At 64.6% G+C, this 17,560-nt stretch carries 13 protein-coding genes; 7 read left to right on the top strand and 6 right to left on the bottom strand.

The window, feature by feature from the left end:
• From XnspCFBP7698_RS07760 to XnspCFBP7698_RS07735, 6 genes are all read left to right on the top strand, one after another.
• A partial coding sequence (locus XnspCFBP7698_RS07760; RefSeq protein WP_304480031.1) for a calcium-binding protein occupies nt 1-414 on the top strand: 414 nt, incomplete at its 5' end.
• A 129-nt stretch (nt 415-543) separates the two neighbouring features.
• Nucleotides 544-1,652, top strand: a protein-coding gene (locus XnspCFBP7698_RS07755; RefSeq protein WP_104581405.1) for an IS3 family transposase whose coding sequence is annotated in 2 segments (ribosomal slippage) — nt 544-805 and nt 805-1,652 — 1,110 coding nt in all. Because the reading frame shifts where the segments join, the coding sequence is not laid out codon by codon here.
• A 78-nt stretch (nt 1,653-1,730) separates the two neighbouring features.
• A complete protein-coding gene (locus tag XnspCFBP7698_RS07750; protein WP_104581396.1) occupies nt 1,731-2,711 on the top strand; it encodes an IS5 family transposase in 981 nt (326 codons plus the stop codon).
• Between the two features lie 255 nt (nt 2,712-2,966).
• On the top strand, nt 2,967-4,058 hold the full coding sequence (gene rsgA / locus XnspCFBP7698_RS07745) for a ribosome small subunit-dependent GTPase A (RefSeq protein WP_104581395.1): 1,092 nt from the start codon (nt 2,967-2,969) through the stop codon (nt 4,056-4,058).
• A 2-nt stretch (nt 4,059-4,060) separates the two neighbouring features.
• Nucleotides 4,061-5,323, top strand: a complete 1,263-nt coding sequence (locus tag XnspCFBP7698_RS07740) for a flavohemoglobin expression-modulating QEGLA motif protein (RefSeq protein WP_104581394.1) — start codon at nt 4,061-4,063, stop codon at nt 5,321-5,323.
• 144 nt (nt 5,324-5,467) lie between these two features.
• Nucleotides 5,468-6,148, top strand: coding sequence for a type 1 glutamine amidotransferase domain-containing protein (locus tag XnspCFBP7698_RS07735; RefSeq protein ID WP_104581393.1), 681 nt, complete (start codon nt 5,468-5,470; stop codon nt 6,146-6,148).
• A gap of 170 nt (nt 6,149-6,318) precedes the next feature.
• On the opposite strand, the gene XnspCFBP7698_RS07730 is transcribed toward XnspCFBP7698_RS07735, so the two are convergent.
• Nucleotides 6,319-8,238, bottom strand: a complete 1,920-nt coding sequence (locus tag XnspCFBP7698_RS07730; RefSeq protein ID WP_104581392.1) for an alpha-amylase family protein — start codon at nt 8,236-8,238, stop codon at nt 6,319-6,321.
• Nucleotides 8,239-8,273: 35 nt separating this feature from the next.
• Nucleotides 8,274-10,727, bottom strand: a complete 2,454-nt coding sequence (locus tag XnspCFBP7698_RS07725; RefSeq protein WP_199680075.1) for a TonB-dependent receptor — start codon at nt 10,725-10,727, stop codon at nt 8,274-8,276.
• Nucleotides 10,728-10,993: 266 nt separating this feature from the next.
• Here XnspCFBP7698_RS07725 and XnspCFBP7698_RS07720 point away from each other — a divergent pair, with 266 nt between their 5' ends.
• Nucleotides 10,994-12,319: an MFS transporter gene (locus tag XnspCFBP7698_RS07720; protein ID WP_104581390.1), complete on the top strand. Its 1,326-nt coding sequence runs from the start codon at nt 10,994-10,996 to the stop codon at nt 12,317-12,319.
• 207 nt (nt 12,320-12,526) lie between these two features.
• On the opposite strand, the gene XnspCFBP7698_RS07715 is transcribed toward XnspCFBP7698_RS07720, so the two are convergent.
• From XnspCFBP7698_RS07715 to XnspCFBP7698_RS07700, 4 genes are all read right to left on the bottom strand, one after another.
• A complete protein-coding gene (locus tag XnspCFBP7698_RS07715; protein WP_104581389.1) occupies nt 12,527-13,558 on the bottom strand; it encodes a LacI family DNA-binding transcriptional regulator in 1,032 nt (343 codons plus the stop codon).
• A 228-nt stretch (nt 13,559-13,786) separates the two neighbouring features.
• Nucleotides 13,787-14,527 (bottom strand): acetoacetyl-CoA reductase, encoded by a 741-nt coding sequence (gene phbB / locus XnspCFBP7698_RS07710; protein ID WP_039406241.1) that lies wholly within the window; start codon nt 14,525-14,527, stop codon nt 13,787-13,789.
• Nucleotides 14,528-14,696: 169 nt separating this feature from the next.
• A complete protein-coding gene (locus XnspCFBP7698_RS07705; RefSeq protein ID WP_039406242.1) occupies nt 14,697-16,025 on the bottom strand; it encodes a CitMHS family transporter in 1,329 nt (442 codons plus the stop codon).
• 214 nt (nt 16,026-16,239) lie between these two features.
• Entirely contained in the window at nt 16,240-17,433 is a 1,194-nt protein-coding gene (locus XnspCFBP7698_RS07700) for an OprO/OprP family phosphate-selective porin (RefSeq protein WP_039406244.1), read from the bottom strand.
• Between the last annotated feature and the right edge of the window lie 127 nt (nt 17,434-17,560).

Below are 17,560 nucleotides of genomic sequence, written 5' to 3'. Positions count from 1 at the left end.
GACGGCGGTGCTGGCAATGACACACTCGACGGCGGCTACGGCAACGACGTGTACCGGTTTGGTCGTGGATCTGGTAGCGATCGTATTTCTAGCTACGATTATTCCTCTAGCGGCGACAAGGTCATCTTTGGTGACGGAGTCGCGATTGATCAGGTCTGGTTGGCGCGGACTGGTAATGACCTCGTGCTTTCGATTGCCGGGACGAATGACCAGCTATCTATCGCAAATTGGTTCTCCGACTCTGGCTATCAGGTGGATCAGTTGCAGATAGCCGACGGGAAAGTTCTTGACGCAAGCGAAGTGGCTAACTTGGTAGCGGCAATGTCTAGTTACAACATGCCCGTTGGGGGGCAGACGACACTGAGTTCGCCAGAGTATGAAAAGCTGATCCCCGTGATCGCAGCTAGCTGGTAATTAAAAAGCCCCGCTTATGCGGGGCTTTTTTTGGCCACCTGAGGCCACTAAGGAAGTGTCGACTCCCCGTAAAATTGGTCCATCCATACTTGAGGTCTCCGGGCACACTAGCCACTGAGGAGACCAATGATGCGCAAGAGCAAGTTCACCGAGAGCCAGATTGTCGCCACGCTGAAGCAGGTTGAGGGCGGCCGCCAGGTCAAGGATGTGTGCCGTGAGCTGGGTATTTCCGACGCGACGTACTACGTCTGGAAGTCCAAGTACGGTGGCATGGAGGCTGCTGATGTGCAGCGCCTTCGCGACCTGGAGACCGAGCACAGCCAGCTCAAACGCATGTACGCCGAGCTTGCGATGGAAAACCACGCATTGAAGGATGTCATCGCAAAAAAGCTGTAGACCCGGCGCACAAACGCCCGCTTCTTGCCTGGCTCGTCGAGCAGCATGGTTGGAGCGAGGGCCGGGCCTGTGCGGTTGTTGGCGTGGCTCGCTCGACAGCGCGCTATCGGCGCCGTCCCGATCGCGACGAGGAGGTCATTGCGCTGCTGTCCGAATTGGCCGAGCGCTTTCCCGAGCGTGGTTTTGGAAAGCTTTTTCAGATCATCCGCCGTCGCGGACACGTGTGGAATCACAAAAGGGTGTGGCGCGTGTACTGCCTGATGAAGCTCAATCAACGGCGTCGCAGCAGGCGCCGGGTCCCGACCCGTCATCCGCAGCCGCTGGCATGCGGCGATGGACCCAATGCTGGATGGCCGATCGACTTCATGTCCGATGCGCTGTGGGATGGCCGACGCTTCCGTACGTTCAATGTCATCGACGACTTCAGCCGGGAAGCCTTGGCGATCGAAGTGGACTTGAATCTTCCGGCCGCCCGCGTCATCCGCACCTTGGAACGCATCGCCGCCTGGCGAGGCTACCCCGGCAAACTTCGCTTGGACAATGGCCCGGAGTTTGTTGCATTGGCATTGGCCGAGTGGGCCGAGCGCAAGGGCATCGCCTTGGACTTCATCGAGCCGGGGCGTCCAATGCAAAACGGTTTCATCGAACGCTTCAACGGCAGCTACCGGCGCGGCGTGCTGGACATGCATCTGTTCCGCACGCTAAGCGAGGTTCGCGAACAGACCGAACACTGGCTGGCCGACTACAACCACCAGATCCCGCATGACAGCCTGGGCGGGCTAACGCCCGCCGAGTTCCGCGATCAACATCAACCGCAGACCTCTAGTTTTGGCTGGCACTGAATTAAGGGGAGTCGACAGAAGGTCTGATCAACTCACTACAGATGCGCGACACTACCGCCTCATGTAGAGGATTCATCCATGCAGCTGACGTTCGGTGACGCTGAGGGCCTGGGCAAGGGTAAGCAAACCCGGCGCGAGATATTTCTGGCCGAGATGGAGCAGGTCGTTCCGTGGCAGCAACTGCTTGCGCTGATCGCGCCGCACTATCCGGTGTCGGGGCGGCCCGGTCGGCAGCCGTACGCACTGGCGACCATGTTGCGGATTCATCTGTTGCAGCAATGGTATGCGTTGAGCTATCCGGCGATGGAAGAAGCGCTGCACGAGATTCCGACCTTGCGGCGGTTTGCCCAGCTCGGTGGGTTGGACGACATTCCCGACGAGACCACGATTCTCAATTTTCGGCGCCTACTGGAGACCCATGGCCTTGCCACGCAGATGCTGGAGGCCGTCAACGCGCATCTGGCGCGCAAGGGTCAAAGTTTGCGGTCGGGCACGATCGTCGATGCAACGCTGATCGCTGCGCCCAGCTCAACCAAGAACGCAGACCATGCGCGTGATCCTGAGATGCATCAGACCAAGAAAGGCAACCAGTGGTATTTCGGGATGAAGGCGCACATCGGTGTGGATGAGTTTTCCGGACTGGTGCACCATGTGCATTGCACAGCGGCCAATGTCGGCGATGTCACGGTGACGCACGCATTACTGCATGGCAAAGAAGACAGCGTGTTCGGCGACAGCGGCTATCGCGGCGCGGACAAACGCCAAGAACTGCAGGACTGCCAAGCGGCATTCTTCATCGCCGCCAGACCCTCGACGATGCAACGCATTGGCAACAAACGCGAGCGTGCTCGGGAACAGCGTTGGGAACACTTCAAGGCCAGCGTGCGCGCGAAGGTGGAGCATCCATTCCGGGTGATCAAGCGCCAGTTTGGCTACACCAAGGTCCGCTATCGCGGCCTGGCCAAGAACACGGCACAAGTGCTGACCTTGTTTGCGCTGTCAAACCTGTGGATGAAGCGAAAGCAGTTACTGCCTGCGATGGGGAGCGTGCGCCCGTAACCCAGGAAATTCTACGAAAAACGCCATAAATGGCGAGAAATCCGAAACTTCAAACCCGACTCTCCGGAACGATGCCACCTTCCGCCCTGTCAGGCATCGTTGTTCAGACCTTCCTTAGGTAATGTAGTGGCATGCCACCGGGCTGGAGCATGAGGGCTTTTGTTGTTTGTTTCTATAGAGGCTTGCTACGCATACCGACATTGGTATCGGGTGCAGGTCGGGTAGCGCCGCCGAGATTCAGACTAGAATTCCCCCATGAGCAACGCACCTCCAGATTACCCCACCCTCCAATCCATCGGCTGGCCCTGGCCCGGGCCGCCGGAGGAGGCGACCTGGCAGGCGGTGTTCGCTGCGCATCCGCAGGCGTTGCCGGCGCGGGTGGTGGAGCAGCATCGCACCGGCTATGTGGTGGCCGATACGCCGGAGGCGAGCCTGAAGGCGGAGTCGTTGCAGGAGTGGCAGCGGCCGCGCTTTCCGAGCCATGAGCGGGCGGCGGTGGGCGATTGGGTGCTGATGGAGGGCAAGCGCATCGTGGCGCTGCTGCCGCGGCGTACCTCGATCAAGCGCGGGGCGGCCGGCGAGCATTATCACCAGCAGGTGATCGCGGCCAATATTGATACGGTGTTCATCGTGTGCGGGCTGGATGCGGACTTCAATCCGCGCCGCATCGAGCGCTATCTGTTGCTGGTCGGCGGCGGCGGTGCGGAACCGGTGGTGGTGCTGACCAAGGCCGACCAGACCGAGTACGCCGAGGATGCATTGGCGGTGCTGGAGGAGCTGGAGGCGCAGAACATTCCGTTGCGCGCGGTCAACGCCAAGGACCCGGACAGCGTGGCCGCACTGCGGCCGTGGCTGGGCGATGGGCGCACGGCGGTGCTGGTGGGCTCGTCCGGTGCGGGCAAGTCGACGCTGACCAATACGCTGCTCGGCACGCAGAAGATGAAGACCAATGCGGTGCGCGAAAACGATTCGCGTGGCCGGCATACCACCACGCATCGTGCGCTGATCCCGCTGCCCACCGGTGCATGTCTGATCGATACGCCGGGCATGCGCGAGCTCAAGCCCACCGGTGAAGAGGATCTGGCCGAAGGCGGCTTTTCCGATGTGGAGGCGCTGGCGGCGCAGTGCCGCTTCAATGACTGCGCACACATCGCCGAGCCCGGTTGCGCGGTGCGTGCGGCGATCGAGGCCGATACGCTGGATCCGGAGCGGGTGGCCAACTACATGAAGCTGCGCGTGGAAGTGGCCGCCGCCGCCGAAAAGCTTGCCACCCGGGTCGCGCAGAACACGCGCGGCAAGGGATCGGGCAAGCGACCGGCCAGCGTCGATCGCCCCGGGCGGCGCTGAGCATGCCCTCGCGCAAAGGCCCGCCGGACATCGTCCATCACGCGGCGCTGGACGCGCGTTTGGTCAAGGCGGTGCGCGGCGTGCGCCTGCTGGCGTTGGCCAGCTGGCCGCGCTCGCTGCAGGAACCGTTTCTGCACAGCGTGGCGCGTGGGCAGCCGGAATTGCCGCAGGTGGAGTACCCCTCGCTCGATTTCGGCGACACCCGGCGCGAACTGTCCGCCATCGCCAAAGCCGCCGACCCGCATCATCCCATCGGTGCGTACCTGATCGATTCGACCCATAGCTGGGACCTGGCAGCCGGCCTGCTGGAGTCGCTGGGTACCGCCGCGGTCAGCAATTACTCGGCGCAGCTGTTCGGCGTGCCCGACGACCCGATGCCGGGCAACGGCCCGACCACGCGTGAGGCGGCGCGCCATTTCATCCAGATCGCACAGGAACTGGGCCGCGAGCTGCTGGCGCCGGAAGAGCAGGTGCCGGTCTCGGCCACCGCCTTGCGCATGCAGCTGCAGAACGACCTGGATGCGTTCTTCGACGGACGCGTCATCACCGTCACGCTCGATCCGGATCTGCTGGCCAAGGCGGCCGCCGGTGCACACCGCATCCGCTTGCGTACCGGCGCCACCTTCAGCGATTACGACCGCGCGCAGTTGTTCCATCACGAAGCACTGGTGCATTCGCTCACCGCGCTCAATGGGCGCGCGCAGGTGCACCTGCCGAGCCTGGGCATTTCCTCGCCGCGCACTACCGCCACGCAGGAAGGTCTGGCGACGTTTGCCGAGCAGATCACCGGCAGCATCGATATCGAGCGCATGAAACGCATCAGTCTGCGCATCGAGGCAATTGCGATGGCGCGTGCGGGTGCCGATTTCATCGAGGTGTTTCGCTATTTCACCAACGGTGGCCAGAGCGCGGCGGAGAGTTTTTCATCCGCCCAGCGCGTGTTCCGTGGCGTGCCCACCGGCGGCGGCGGTGCATTCACCAAGGACACCGTCTACCTGCGCGGCCTGGTGGCCGTGCACACCTTTTTCCGGCATGCCTTGCAGCGCGACCAGCTGCAGCTATGCCGTTACCTGTTCGCCGGCAAGATGGCGCTCGGCGATGTGGCGCGGTTTGCGCCGTTGTTCGACAGCGGCGTGCTGGTCGCCCCACGCTGGCTGCCGCCGTGGGTGAGCCGGGCCAGCGGGCTGGCCGGCATGCTGGCGTTCTCGTTGTTTGCCAATCGCATCCGCATGGATCAACTGCAGCCGCCGGCGATCAATGTGTGAAGCGCCGCGCCGCAGTGGCAAGAACGCAGCGATGACATTGGTGAACGTTGCATCGCACACCCACGCGCTCTACACGAGGCTGCAACGAGCTGGACTGCACACTGCCTGCCTCGCCCGAGACGGGCAACGACGCGAGACAATGCGATGAAAATCCTGATGGTGCTCACTTCCCACGACCAGCTCGGCGATACCGGCAAGAAGACCGGCTTCTGGCTGGAAGAATTCGCCGCGCCGTATTACGTGTTCAAGGACGCGGGTGCAGACATCACCCTGGTCTCGCCCAAGGGTGGCCAGCCGCCGCTGGATCCCAAGAGCGACGAGCCAGACGCCCAAACCGACGCCACCAAGCGTTTCAAGCAGGACCCGGACGCGCAGAAGGCGCTGGCGAGCACGCACCGCCTGGCCGACGTCAAGGCCGACGACTTCGATGTGCTGTTCTACCCGGGTGGCCACGGCCCGCTGTGGGACCTGGCCGAAGATGCGCATTCCATCGCGCTGATCGAGGCATTCGCCAAGGCCGACAAGCCGCATGGGCTGGTCTGCCATGCACCGGGCGCGCTGCGCCGCGTCAAGGGCAGCGACGGCAAGCCGCTGGTCAACGGCCGCCGCGTCACCGGCTTCACCAATGGCGAAGAAGAAGGCGTGGGCCTGACCAAGATCGTGCCGTTCCTGGTTGAAGACGTGCTGACCGAACTTGGTGGCAAGTACGAAAAGGGCGCGGATTGGGGCGTGCACGTGGTCACCGACGGCACCCTGGTTACCGGGCAGAACCCCGCTTCGTCCGAGAAGACCGCAGAGACCTTGCTTACGTTGGCCAAGCGCTGATCTTGCGAAAGCCCCTCTCCGTCGGGGCGAAAAGGCACAGCTTGCGCGCCACAGGCGCGCGTGCCTTGGAGCGCCTGCGCCGCAAGCGCAGGCCGGGGCGCGGAGCGGAGCGGAGGAAGGTACGGTTCGCTTGTAACGCGGCAAGCCGCTACGCACCACCGCCCGCTCGCTCAGGCCCCACGCTGCAACCAACGCACTCCATACGCCGGGAGCAAAAGCGACACGTTATCGCTCTGGGTTGCAACGTCCACATCGCCGCCGGTTTCCAGCAGCGTCCAGCCGCCACCGTCGATCGCCGCAAGCTCAACCGCAATCGGCTGCTCGCCGAAATTATGCACGGCCACAAAGCTGTCGCCACGCGTCAACGCAAACAGTTGCGGATTGCCCAGCGCAACGCTGCCAAGCGTCTGATCGGCAGCCAATGCGGGAAGTGCGGCACGCTGCTGGATCAACCCACGCAGGCGGCGGTAGACCGCACCGCTCAAGCTATCTGTATCGTGGCGTTGCGCGGCGGCCTGCCAATCCATCGCCGGCCGATGCAGCCAGCGGCCTTCGTGCTGGCGCTCGGCATCCGTGCGGTAACCGATGTCGTTGACCAGTGCCAATTCGTCGCCCATGTAGATCAGCGGCACGCCCGGCATCGCAAGCGCAACTGCGTACAGCAGCACCAGCCGGTTCACCGCGATCGTCAACGCCGCCGCATCGTCTGCGTCTTGCGCCGCCTGGATGCCAGCCAATGCAGCGGCCATGCCGTTGGTGCCGTGCACGCCATCGCCGCTGCTTTGAAAGCTTTCGCCGCGTGCGTAGCTGCCCGGTACTTGATTGGCATAAAAGCGCGCGACATCGCGCAGCGAAAACGGCGGCTGCGTCGCGTTGCCGGCCGCTTCGTGCTGCAGCACGTTCCAGCCGATGTCGTCGTGGCAGCGCACATAGCTCAGCCATGCACAATTGGCCGGCAATGGCGGGCTGTGCGCGATGACGTTGTGCAGGATGTCGCCGCGTTGCAATGCCAGTGCCGACCACCCGGCTGCCATCAGCGTGCTGTGGTAGGCCAGATGACATTCGTGGCCCTGATCCATGCCGCTGCCGAAGTACGGCGGCAGTTGCGTCATCGGCACGATCGCCTCGGCCTTCATTGCGACCGCCGGCGCCACGATGTCGGTCACCGCGCGCAACGCCACCAGCAAGGTGTGCGCCTCGGGCTGGTTCATGCAGTCGGTGCCGGTGCGCTTCCACAGGTACGCAGTGGAATCCAGGCGGAACGCTTCCACGCCCAGATTGGCCAGCTGCAGCATGGCCAGCGCCATGTCGCCGAACACGGCCGGGTTGCTCCAGTTCAAATCCCATTGGTAGGGATAGAACGTGGTCCACATCCATTGCGCGGTGTCGTCCACCCAGGTGAAGTTGCCCGGCGCGGTATGCGGGAACACTTGCCCCAGCGTGCGTTCGTACTGGTCGGGCAGGGAGCGGTCGGCGAAGTGATGGTAGTAGTCGAGATAGCGTGCATCGCCCGCGCGTGCGGCCTGGGCCCAGGCGTGATCGTCGGCGGTGTGGTTGAGCACGAAGTCGGCGCACAGGCTGATGTCGGCTTCGCGCAGGCGGGTGGTGAGTGCGACCAGGTCGTCGTTGTTGCCCAGGCGTGGTTCCACCTGGCCGTAATCGCTGACCGCAAAGCCGCCGTCATTGTCGCCGGCGCGTGCACGCAGGAACGGCAGCAGGTGCAGGTACCGCACGCCCAGTTCCTGCAGGTACGGCACGCGTTCTGCCACGCCCTGCAGCGTGCCGGCAAAGCGGTCCGCGTAGGCGCTGTAGCCCAGCATGTGCTGTTCGCCGAACCAGCCCGGCTGGCGTGTGGCATCGAGCTGTTGCAATGCCGCCGGCCGCTGTTGCGCGCTGTTGCCGAGCGCGCCCAGCCAGGACGTCAACCAGGTCGAGAAGTCGCCGCGTTCGCCGTACAGCGTCTGCAGTGCATCCAGCAGGCGGGGTGCATGCGCATCGAAGCGCGCCAACAGTGTGTCGGCACGCGATGCATCCAACGGCGCAGCGAACGCTGCGCGCGCGGTGGTCAAACGGATGGGGGAGGTGCTCATCGGCAGACGCCGGGCCTGGGCCCGGCGTGGGGTCCTTAAAAGTCGTAACGCAGGCTGATGCTGGTGGTGCGGCCGGCAATCGAGCGCGCGCGGATGATGCCGTTGGCCGGAATGCTGGCCTCCTCGGCTTCGGTCAGGCCGAAGGTGTTGAACAGGTTGTTGACGTTGAGCGCCACGGTGAGCGCATCGGTCACGCGGTAGTCGCCGAACAGGTTCACCTGCGTATAGCCGGGCATCTTCAACTGGTTGGAATCCTGGGTGTAGGCATCGGTGGTGCCGATCAGGTTCACGCCGAACTGGTAGCCGTCGCCGCGGTAGCTGGGCGTCAACTGCCACACCACATCGGCCTGCCGGCGCGGCACATTGCCGGTGTTTTCCGGGGTGATCTGGTCGCGGGAGATTTCTGCATCGGTCCAGGTCAGGCCGCCGTTGACGGTGAAGCCCTCGTAGCGGTAGCTGGCTTCCAGCTCCACGCCGTGCGCTTCGTAACTGCGGTTGAAGAAGCGCTGGCTGGTGACTTCGAAGTTCTGTTCCTGGGTGCGCGCGGAGAACGCAGTGGCGAACAGGCTCAAGCCATCACGGCGCCACTTCAGGCCGGCTTCGGCCTGGCGCACCACGTTGACGCCCTCATCGGACGACACCGAGCCGTCGTCGCGCACCACGCCGAACAACAACCGGTCTGCGTTGGCGCGTGCGCCGCGGCTGATGCGCGCGAAGGCGCCCAGGTCGTCGGTGATCAGGTAATTGCCGCCCAGCGAGTACGACAGGTAATTCCAGTCGTAGTCCACCGGGCGGGAGTTGGCGGTGTCGACCGTGGCCACGCGCTGCTCCACCGGCTGGATCACGCCGTCGCCGTTGACGTCCAGGTTCTGCGCGATGGCAGTGCCGTTGTAGGTACCGCGCGCGTCGCCCATGTCGTAGCGCAGGCTGCCGTCGACACTGAACTTGCCACTGTCGAAGGTAAGCGCCACGTACGGTGCGTTGACGTCGTAACGCACGTCGTAGCTGCGGGTGATGCAGCAGTCGCCCCAGAACGGGGTGCCGTAGGCGTACAGGCCGTTCTGCGAGCGCGACACGCCGGTAGCGTCGACTACGTTGAGCAGGCGCGAATCGCGGCCCAGGCTCTGCACGTAGGAGTTCCAGGTCCAGTCCATGTCGATGGTCTGGCGCGAGCTGTAATAGCCGGCGCGCAGGTTGAGCGTGCGGCCGTCGCCGCCGAACTCGCGCGAAACGCTCAGATCGTTGGTGACATTGCCCAGGTCGTTGATGGCGACATTGAACAGATGCGTGCGGATGGCGTTGCCGGTATAGGCCTGGCCGGCATCGGCGCCGCTGGCCTGCACCAGCTGCGCACCGGCACCGCCGATGGAAGCCGCCAGCGTGGCCGCATCGGTGACTTCGGCCGGGAACGGGCTGACGAAGCGGCCGCTGTTGTCGGCGATACGGAATTTCTCGCTCAGGTTCCAGCCGTTGCCCAGGTCGAACCAGGCTTCGGCGCCGATGGTGCGCGAGATTGGGTGCATGCCGTCGCCCAGGTCGGTGCGGCGCGGCCGGTTGTTGCCGTCCAGGCCGACATCGCTGCGGAAATTGCGGCTGTACAAGGTGTCGTTGCCGGGGTCGAAGCCGGGGAAGCCACCCAAGTCCGGCGAGCCGTCGCGGCCACGCACGGAGGTGGGCACCGGCAGATAGCCGGCGGCGCGGTCGTTGAGGTATTTGCCGTACAGGCGCACATAGCCGTTGTCGAACAGACGGGTGAGGTTGGCCTTGATCTGGCCGCCCTTGTCGGTGGTGTAGCCGGCATCGCGCACGCCATCGCCCTGGCGGAAGAAGCCGCCGATGTTGAACTGCCATTGCTCGGCGAACGGCGTGCCGTAATTGAAGTCGATGCGGGTGTTGTCGTAGTCCAGGCCGCGGCTGACGCCGACGCTGCCGCCTTCGGTATCACCGGTCTTGCTGATGAAGTTGATGATGCCGCCGGGCGCGTTGCTGGTGAACGTGGACGCCGAGCCGCCGCGGATGGCCTCGATGCGGTCCAGGGTGAAATCCGAGCGCAGGAAGATGTCGGCATTGCCGAAGGCGATATCGCCGAACTCCATCACCGGCAGGCCGTCTTCCTGCAACTGCAGGAACTTGGCGCCGCCCGATGCGACGGGAAGGCCGCGCACGGCGATGTTGGCATTACCTTCGCCACCGCTGGACTCGGAGCGGATGCCGGGGATGTTGCGGAAGATTTCGGCGGTGCTGCGCGGCGCCGATTGTTCGATGGCCTCGGCACCGACGGTGCTGACCGAGACGCTGGATTTCAGCTTGGTGGTGGCGGTGGAAGTGCCGGTCACGAACACCGAATCCAGATTGACCGCGGCGCTGTCGGCGGCCGGCGGAGTGGCGGGTGCGGCAGCGGCGTCCTGGGCCAGCGCGGCGGGCGCGCACAGGCAGGAAACGACCGCGCAGGCCAGGGCATGCAGGCGCAGGGTGTGCAAGGTGGACATCGCGATTCTCTCTCTCACAGGTGGTGGTGTGCCGACGCCTGCATCGTCCCCTCCCAGGGAATGGCCGTGCGGCCTGCAGTGCGAGCGCAGTAATACGCGTCAATACAATCGATTGCAATCGTGCATTGCAGCATTCGGGTGGCTGCCCGGCCGCCCTTAAGGCAAAGGACCAGCGTGCTGCGGCGCAGCGTTACAATCGATTGCAAAGGCGGCAGGGTACAGTGCGCTGCGGCCGCTGGGAGCCGCACCGATGCCCAGGGCCCTGCATGTCGTCGACCGCTCCTCCGCTTTCCTTCGCGCGCATCCTGGCGCTCAACGCCGGCTTCTTCGGCGTGCAATACAGCTTCGGCTTGCAGCAGAGCAACATGAGCCCGATCTACAACTACCTGGGCGCCGACCACGCCAGCCTGCCTTACCTGTGGCTGGCCGGGCCGATCACCGGGCTGGTGCTGCAGCCGTTCGTGGGGGCATGGAGTGACCGCTCGGTCACCCGCTGGGGCCGGCGCATGCCGTACATGGTCCTGGGCGCGCTGGTGTGCAGCCTGTGCCTGCTGGCGATGCCGTTCAGTACCGCGCTGTGGATGGCGGTGTGCCTGCTGTGGATCCTGGATGCGGCCAACAACGTGGCGATGGAGCCGTACCGTGCACTGGTCAGCGATGTGCTGGCGCCACCGCAGCGGCCGCTGGGTTATCTGACCCAAAGCGCCTTCACCGGTCTGGCGCAGACGCTGGCCTACCTCACGCCGCCGTTGCTGGTGTGGATGGGCATGAACCAGGATGCCGCCAACGCCCACCATATTCCGTACGTCACCATCGCTGCGTTCGTGATCGGCGCGGGATTTTCGGCCGCCTCCATCCTGCTCACCGCTCGCAGCGTGCGCGAGCCGGCGATTGCGCCCGCAGAGATCGCGCGCATGCGCCAGCGCGGCGCCGGCCTGGGCGCGGCGATACGCGAGATCGGCGGTGCGTTGCGCGACATGCCGCCGACCATGCGCCAGCTGGCCCCGGTGATGCTGTTCCAGTGGTACGCGATCTTCTGCTACTGGCAATACATCGTGCTGTCGTTGTCGACCACGTTGTTCGGCACCACCGACGCCACCTCGCACGGGTTCCGCGAGGCGGGGCTGGTCAACGGGCAGATCGGCGGCTTCTACAATTTCATCGCGTTTCTGGCTGCATTTGCGATGGTGCCGGTGGTACGCCGCTTCGGCCCGAAGTACACGCATGCCGCGTGCCTGCTGGCGGCGGGCGCCGGCATGTGGCTGTTGCCGGGCATCGAAAACCGCTGGTTGTTGCTGCTGCCGATGATCGGCATTGGTCTTGCCTGGGCCAGCATGATGGGCAACCCGTACCTGATGCTGGCCGACAGCATTCCGCCCGAGCGTACCGGCGTGTACATGGGCTTGTTCAACCTGTTCATCGTGCTGCCGATGCTGATTCAGATCGTCACCTTGCCGCTGTATTACGAGCGCCTGCTGCACGGCGACCCGCGCAACGTGATCAAGCTTGCCGGCGCACTGATGCTGGCCGCCGCAGTAGCGATGCTGTGCGTGCGCGTCCGCAAGCCGAAAGTGATCCTGGCAGATTCTTAGGAATACCTAGCTGACATTGCCGGCTGCCCCCCTCATCCGCCCTTCGGGCACCTTCTCCCGCAGGCGGGAGAAGGAAGCGGGCTGCCGGCTGGTATCTCCGAATCGGCAATCCGAATCCGCAATTCCGAATCCCTAATCCCTAATTCCGAATCCCTAATTCCGAATCCCTAATTCCGAATCCCTAATCCCGAATCCCGAATCCCCGCTTCACGCCGACTCGCGCACCACCAGCTTCACCGGCATTTCAACCGATTGCACGGCTTCGCCGGCAATCAGCGCCAGCAGCCGGTCTACCAGCAATCGTGCGGCCAGGCCCAGGTCCTGCCGCACCGTGGTCAACGGTGGCTGGCTGTAGGCCGCCAGCGGAATATCGTCGAAGCCCACCAGCGAAATGTCCTGCGGCACGCGGTGGCCGGCTTCGACCAGGGCGCGGATGGCGCCCACGGCAATCACGTCGGAGGCGGCAAACAGGCCATCCGGCGGGTCGGTCTTCTTGAGCATGGCGCGGGTCAGCCGGTAGGCGTCTTCGCTGACGAAATGGCTGCGCGCATGCAGGCGGGTGTCGAATTCCAGCCCGTGCTGCTCCAGCGCGTGGCGGTAGCCGGCAAAGCGCGGTGCCACTTCCGGCAGCTGGTCGTCGCCGAGAAAGGCGATGCGCTGGCGGCCGCTGGCGATCAGATGTTCGGTGGCCAATGCGCCGCCCTGGAAATTGTCGCTGCCTACGCTGATGTAGGCCTGCCCGTCGATGCGGCTGCCCCAGACCGCCATCGGCAGGCCGTCGCGTGCGGCCTCGTCCAGTGCGGCGTGCTCGGAGCTTTGCCCGAGCACGATCACGCCATCGGAGCGGTTGCCGCGCGCCAGCTGCTCCACCCAGCCGTCCTGGTGCCGGTCCAGCTTGGACAGCAGCATGCTGTAGCCACGGCCGGTGAGTTCTTCGGCCAGCAGCGCCAGCATGGTCATCAGAAACGGATCGGACAGCGGCTGATCCAGCGCATGCATCATCGGCACTGCCACGCTCACCGTGTTGGAGCGTTTGGCGCGCAGGCTGCGCGCGACCGGGTCGACCTGATAGCCGGCATCGGCGGCAATCTGCTTGATGTAGGCGCGGGTGCGCTCGGCCACCACCGGGCTGCCGGCCAATGCACGCGACACGGTGGACTCGGAGACGCCGGCCATGCGGGCGATGTCGGCCATCTGCGGGCGGGCATTGTGCGTGGTGCGTTCTGAAGGTTTGGCCATGGCAGCGCACTGCGGAAAAGCCAGAGTGTAATCAGTTCGCACTAGAGGCGGGTTGTTCGCGTAGTGGCGGCCGCTTGTGCGCGGATGCGCTACGTCATCGCGCACCCATGTCCTAGCGTTTGCACTCGATCGGTCGACGTGCATGGCAGGCGGACACGACGGCTGCGTCGCCGTGGCCTGTGCCCGAGGTACCGAAGAGATGCCGGCAGTGGCATGCGGCGGCGGCCATCAGCCCATGTAGAGGCCGCCATTGACCGCGTAGTCGGCGCCGGTCACGTAGGCGGCCTCGTCGGAGGCCAGCCACGCGCACAGCCCCGCCACTTCGGCCGGCTTGCCCAACCGGCGCACTGGCACCGAGGTGGCCAGGCGGTCGAGTACGTCCGGCGGAAAGCTGCTGATGGATGCGCTGGCGATGTAGCCGGGCGAGATGGTGTTGACGGTCACCCCGCGCGAGGCGACTTCTTGCGCCAGGGCGCGGCTGAAGCCATGCATGGCCGCCTTGGCGGTGGCGAAATTGATCTGCCCGATCTGGCCCTTGTGCGCGCTGACCGAACCGATGTTGACGATGCGCCCCCAGCCGCGCGACGTCATGCCATCGACCACCTGCTTGGTAATGTTGAACAACGAATGCAGGTTGCTGGCGATCACCGCGTTCCAGTCGTCGCGGGTCATCTGCCGGAACAAGGTGTCGCGGCTGCCGCCGGCGTTGTTGACCAGCACATCGATCTCGCCGACTTCGGCCTTGACCTTGGCAAACGCGGCCACGGTGGACTCCCAGTCGGCGGCGTTGCCCTCGGAGGCCACGAAGTCGAAGCCCTGTTCGCGCTGTTCGCGCAACCAGGCCGACTTGCGCGGCGAATTGGGCCCGCAACCGGCAACCACGGTGTGCCCGCTGCGCGCCAGCTTCTGGCAGATCGCGGTGCCCACACTGCCCATGCCACTGGTGACGTATGCGATGCGGAGAGTCATTGATGTAACTCCTTCGGAGTTTGGGAGTGGGGAATCGGGAATGGGGAATCGGTAGAGCAGGAGCCACTTTTGCGGTTTCTGTCTTTGTACGTGGAAGTCAAGAATCGAAACGACCGCACGGCGCCGCTCTTACGATTCCCGATTCCCCACTCCCCATTCCCCGCGCCAATCAGCGCGCCAACGGAAACAAGCCAAACACCAACCCGCCGCCAAGCATCAACAGCGAGATCAGCACCGCCCACTTCAGCGTGAAGCGTTGGTGGTCGGCAAAGTCGACCTTGGCCAGGCCGACCAGCAGATAGGTCGATGGCACCAGCGGGCTGAGCAGATGCACCGGCTGGCCGGCGAGCGAGGCGCGGGCCATTTCCACCGGGGTGATGCCGTAGTGGCCGGCCGCTTCGGACAGGATCGGCAGCACGCCGAAATAGAACGCGTCGTTGGACATGAAAAACGTAAACGGCATGCTGACGATCGCAGTGATCACCGCCAGATACGGGCCCCAGCTATCGGGGATCACCGCCAGGAAACTGCGCGACATCGCCTCCACCATGCCGGTGTTGGACAGGATGCCGGTGAAGATGCCCGCGGCGAAAATCAGCGACACCACCGACAGCACGTTGCCGGCATGGTTGACCAGGCGGCGGCGCTGTTCGGCCAGGTTCGGGTAGTTGATCATCAGCGCCAGCGCAAAGCCGATCATGAACAACACCGGCATCGGCAGCACGCCCACCACCAGCGCACCCATCAGCGCCAGGGTCAGGATCAGGTTCACCCACAGCAGCTTGGGCCGCTTCATGTCTTCAGTATCTTCCACGCGCGGCAATGCGTCGTTGTCTTCGGGGATGCTGGTGTCCAGCCAGTTGCCGTCGGCCGGCAGCCGTACCACCCCCAGGCGGCGACGCTCGCGCATGCCCAGGTACCACGCCAGCGTCAGGATGCCGGCAATCGCCAGCAGCATGGCCGGTACCAGCGGCACGAACACATCGGCCGGATCCACATGCAAGGCAGTGGCGGCGCGCGCGGTGGGGCCGCCCCAGGGGGTCAGGTTCATCACGCCGCTGGCCAGAATGGTCACGCAGGTGAGGTTGAGCGCGTTCATGCCCAGGCGCTGGTACAGCGGCAACATCGCCGAGACGGTGATCATGTAGGTGGTGGAGCCGTCGCCGTCGAGCGAGATCAGCATCGCCAGGATCGCCGTACCCATCACGATCTTCAGCGGGTCGCCCTTGACCAGGCGCAGGATGCGGCCGACCAGCGGGTCGAACAACCCGGCATCGATCATCACCCCGAAGTAGAGAATGGCAAACATCAGCATCACGCCGGTGGGCGCGATCTTCTTGATGCCTTCGAGCATCATGTCGTTGATGCCGGTGCCGAAGCCGCCCAGCAACGCGAACACGATCGGCACCGTGATCAGAGCCACCAGCGGCGACAGCCGCTTGCTCATGATCAGGTACATGAAGGTGATCACCATTCCGAAACCGAGCGCGGTCAGCATGCGGGCAAATCCTTTGAGGCGTACAGCAGGGGGAGGGCGAAGCGCAGCGCTGCACAGGACGCGCAGTGCTGGTGATGCGGTGATGTGGGAACCACCGGTGGTACAAGCACACGCGCATTGCAACGATGCAGCGTCTTGCGAGGACCGCGCTGCACACGGGTAGCGACGGCACGCAAGGCGCTCACCTCACTGCAAGGTGCGGGTGCGCACCGCATCAGAAGTCGTACTGGAAGCGGCCGGTGACCGCCAGCGTGTGATCGACCACCGCATTCATGGTGCGGTCGCGGTTGCGGCTGTCGATGACATTGAGCATCACGCGCAGGTTGGGCTTGAAGTACCAGTTGCCGCCCAGCGTCCACGACTGCGTGCTGGCATCGATGAAGTTGGGCTGCCCATCCAGATGCTGGTCGCCGCGCATGTAGTCGTAACGCAGCGCCAGCTCGAACGCGCCGCTGGGGCGGTTGGGCGTGGCGATGCGGCTGAAGCGGCCGGTCTTGCGGTCGTAGCCGCGCGATTCGCCGGTGACGAACCAGCTGACCAGCCCGTAGCTCGCCAACACCTTGGCATGCTGGCTGCCATCGTCGAGCAGGCCGCCGCTGAATTCACTCTGCCACGACCACGGGCCCATGACTTCGGCATATTCCAGCGACCATTTGTCGAAGTCGGTATCGCGGCCGTCGGCAAAACGCGCCAGGGTGATGCGGCTGTTGTTGGCCAGATCGTTTTCGGGGCGTGGCCGGATCAGCAGCGGTGCTGCGCCAGCGCTGCCCGGGTGCGAATAACGCTCGTGCGCCAGCGAGATGCCCAGGTGGCGCAGGCGCGCTTCGCCCATCTCCGGCGCAAAGGTCAGCCGGGTGCCGAGCGCACCGCCCTTGGTGGCGGAATTATCGATGCTTTCCAGGCTGTACAACGCCGTGGACCAGGTGGCATCCGGGCGGTTGGCCTGCCAGGAAATCGCCTTGCGGTAGATCGGCGCCAGCGTGGTGGAGGCATAGCCGCGCTCCAGGAACGGGCCGTAATTGGAGCCGGTGCGGTCATCGAGCGAGAAGTACTGCTTGAACTGGCCCACAGTCAGCGTACCGGCAGAAAACTTCTTGGCGATATAGACATCGCGCGCCAGGATGCCGCGGCTACCCGGCTCGTACTGCAGGCCGGCAAATTCCGCCTCGGCCTTGTAGTTGAAGCCGTAGAACTTGCCCGCCACGTCCAGCCACGCGCGGCGGAACTGGGTGTCGTTGCGCTCGGGCGTGCCGCGATCATCGTTGTCGAACACGGTGAAGTCCCAGTGGATACGCCCGCCCACTTCCGCAGTGACCGGGCCTTCGCCATCGGCCGCATGCACCGCCGGTGCCAGGCAGAGCGCCGCACAGGCGGTGAACGCACGCAGGCGCAAGGTGTCGTTGCTCACAGACCCTCCCAGGTACATGTGTGAATCACGTTCAGCGATGCACCGCACAACCGCCGCGGCGCGTTGGCAGCAGCCTAGTCCGGTGAAGCTGTCATGGACCTGTCAGTACACGCGAATGGGGAATGGG

The organism is Xanthomonas sp. CFBP 7698 (assembly GCF_003600855.1).
GTDB lineage: Bacteria > Pseudomonadota > Gammaproteobacteria > Xanthomonadales > Xanthomonadaceae > Xanthomonas > Xanthomonas cannabis.
Note: the sequence above shows the minus strand (reverse complement) of the source record. Positions and strands in the feature narration are given on the sequence as shown.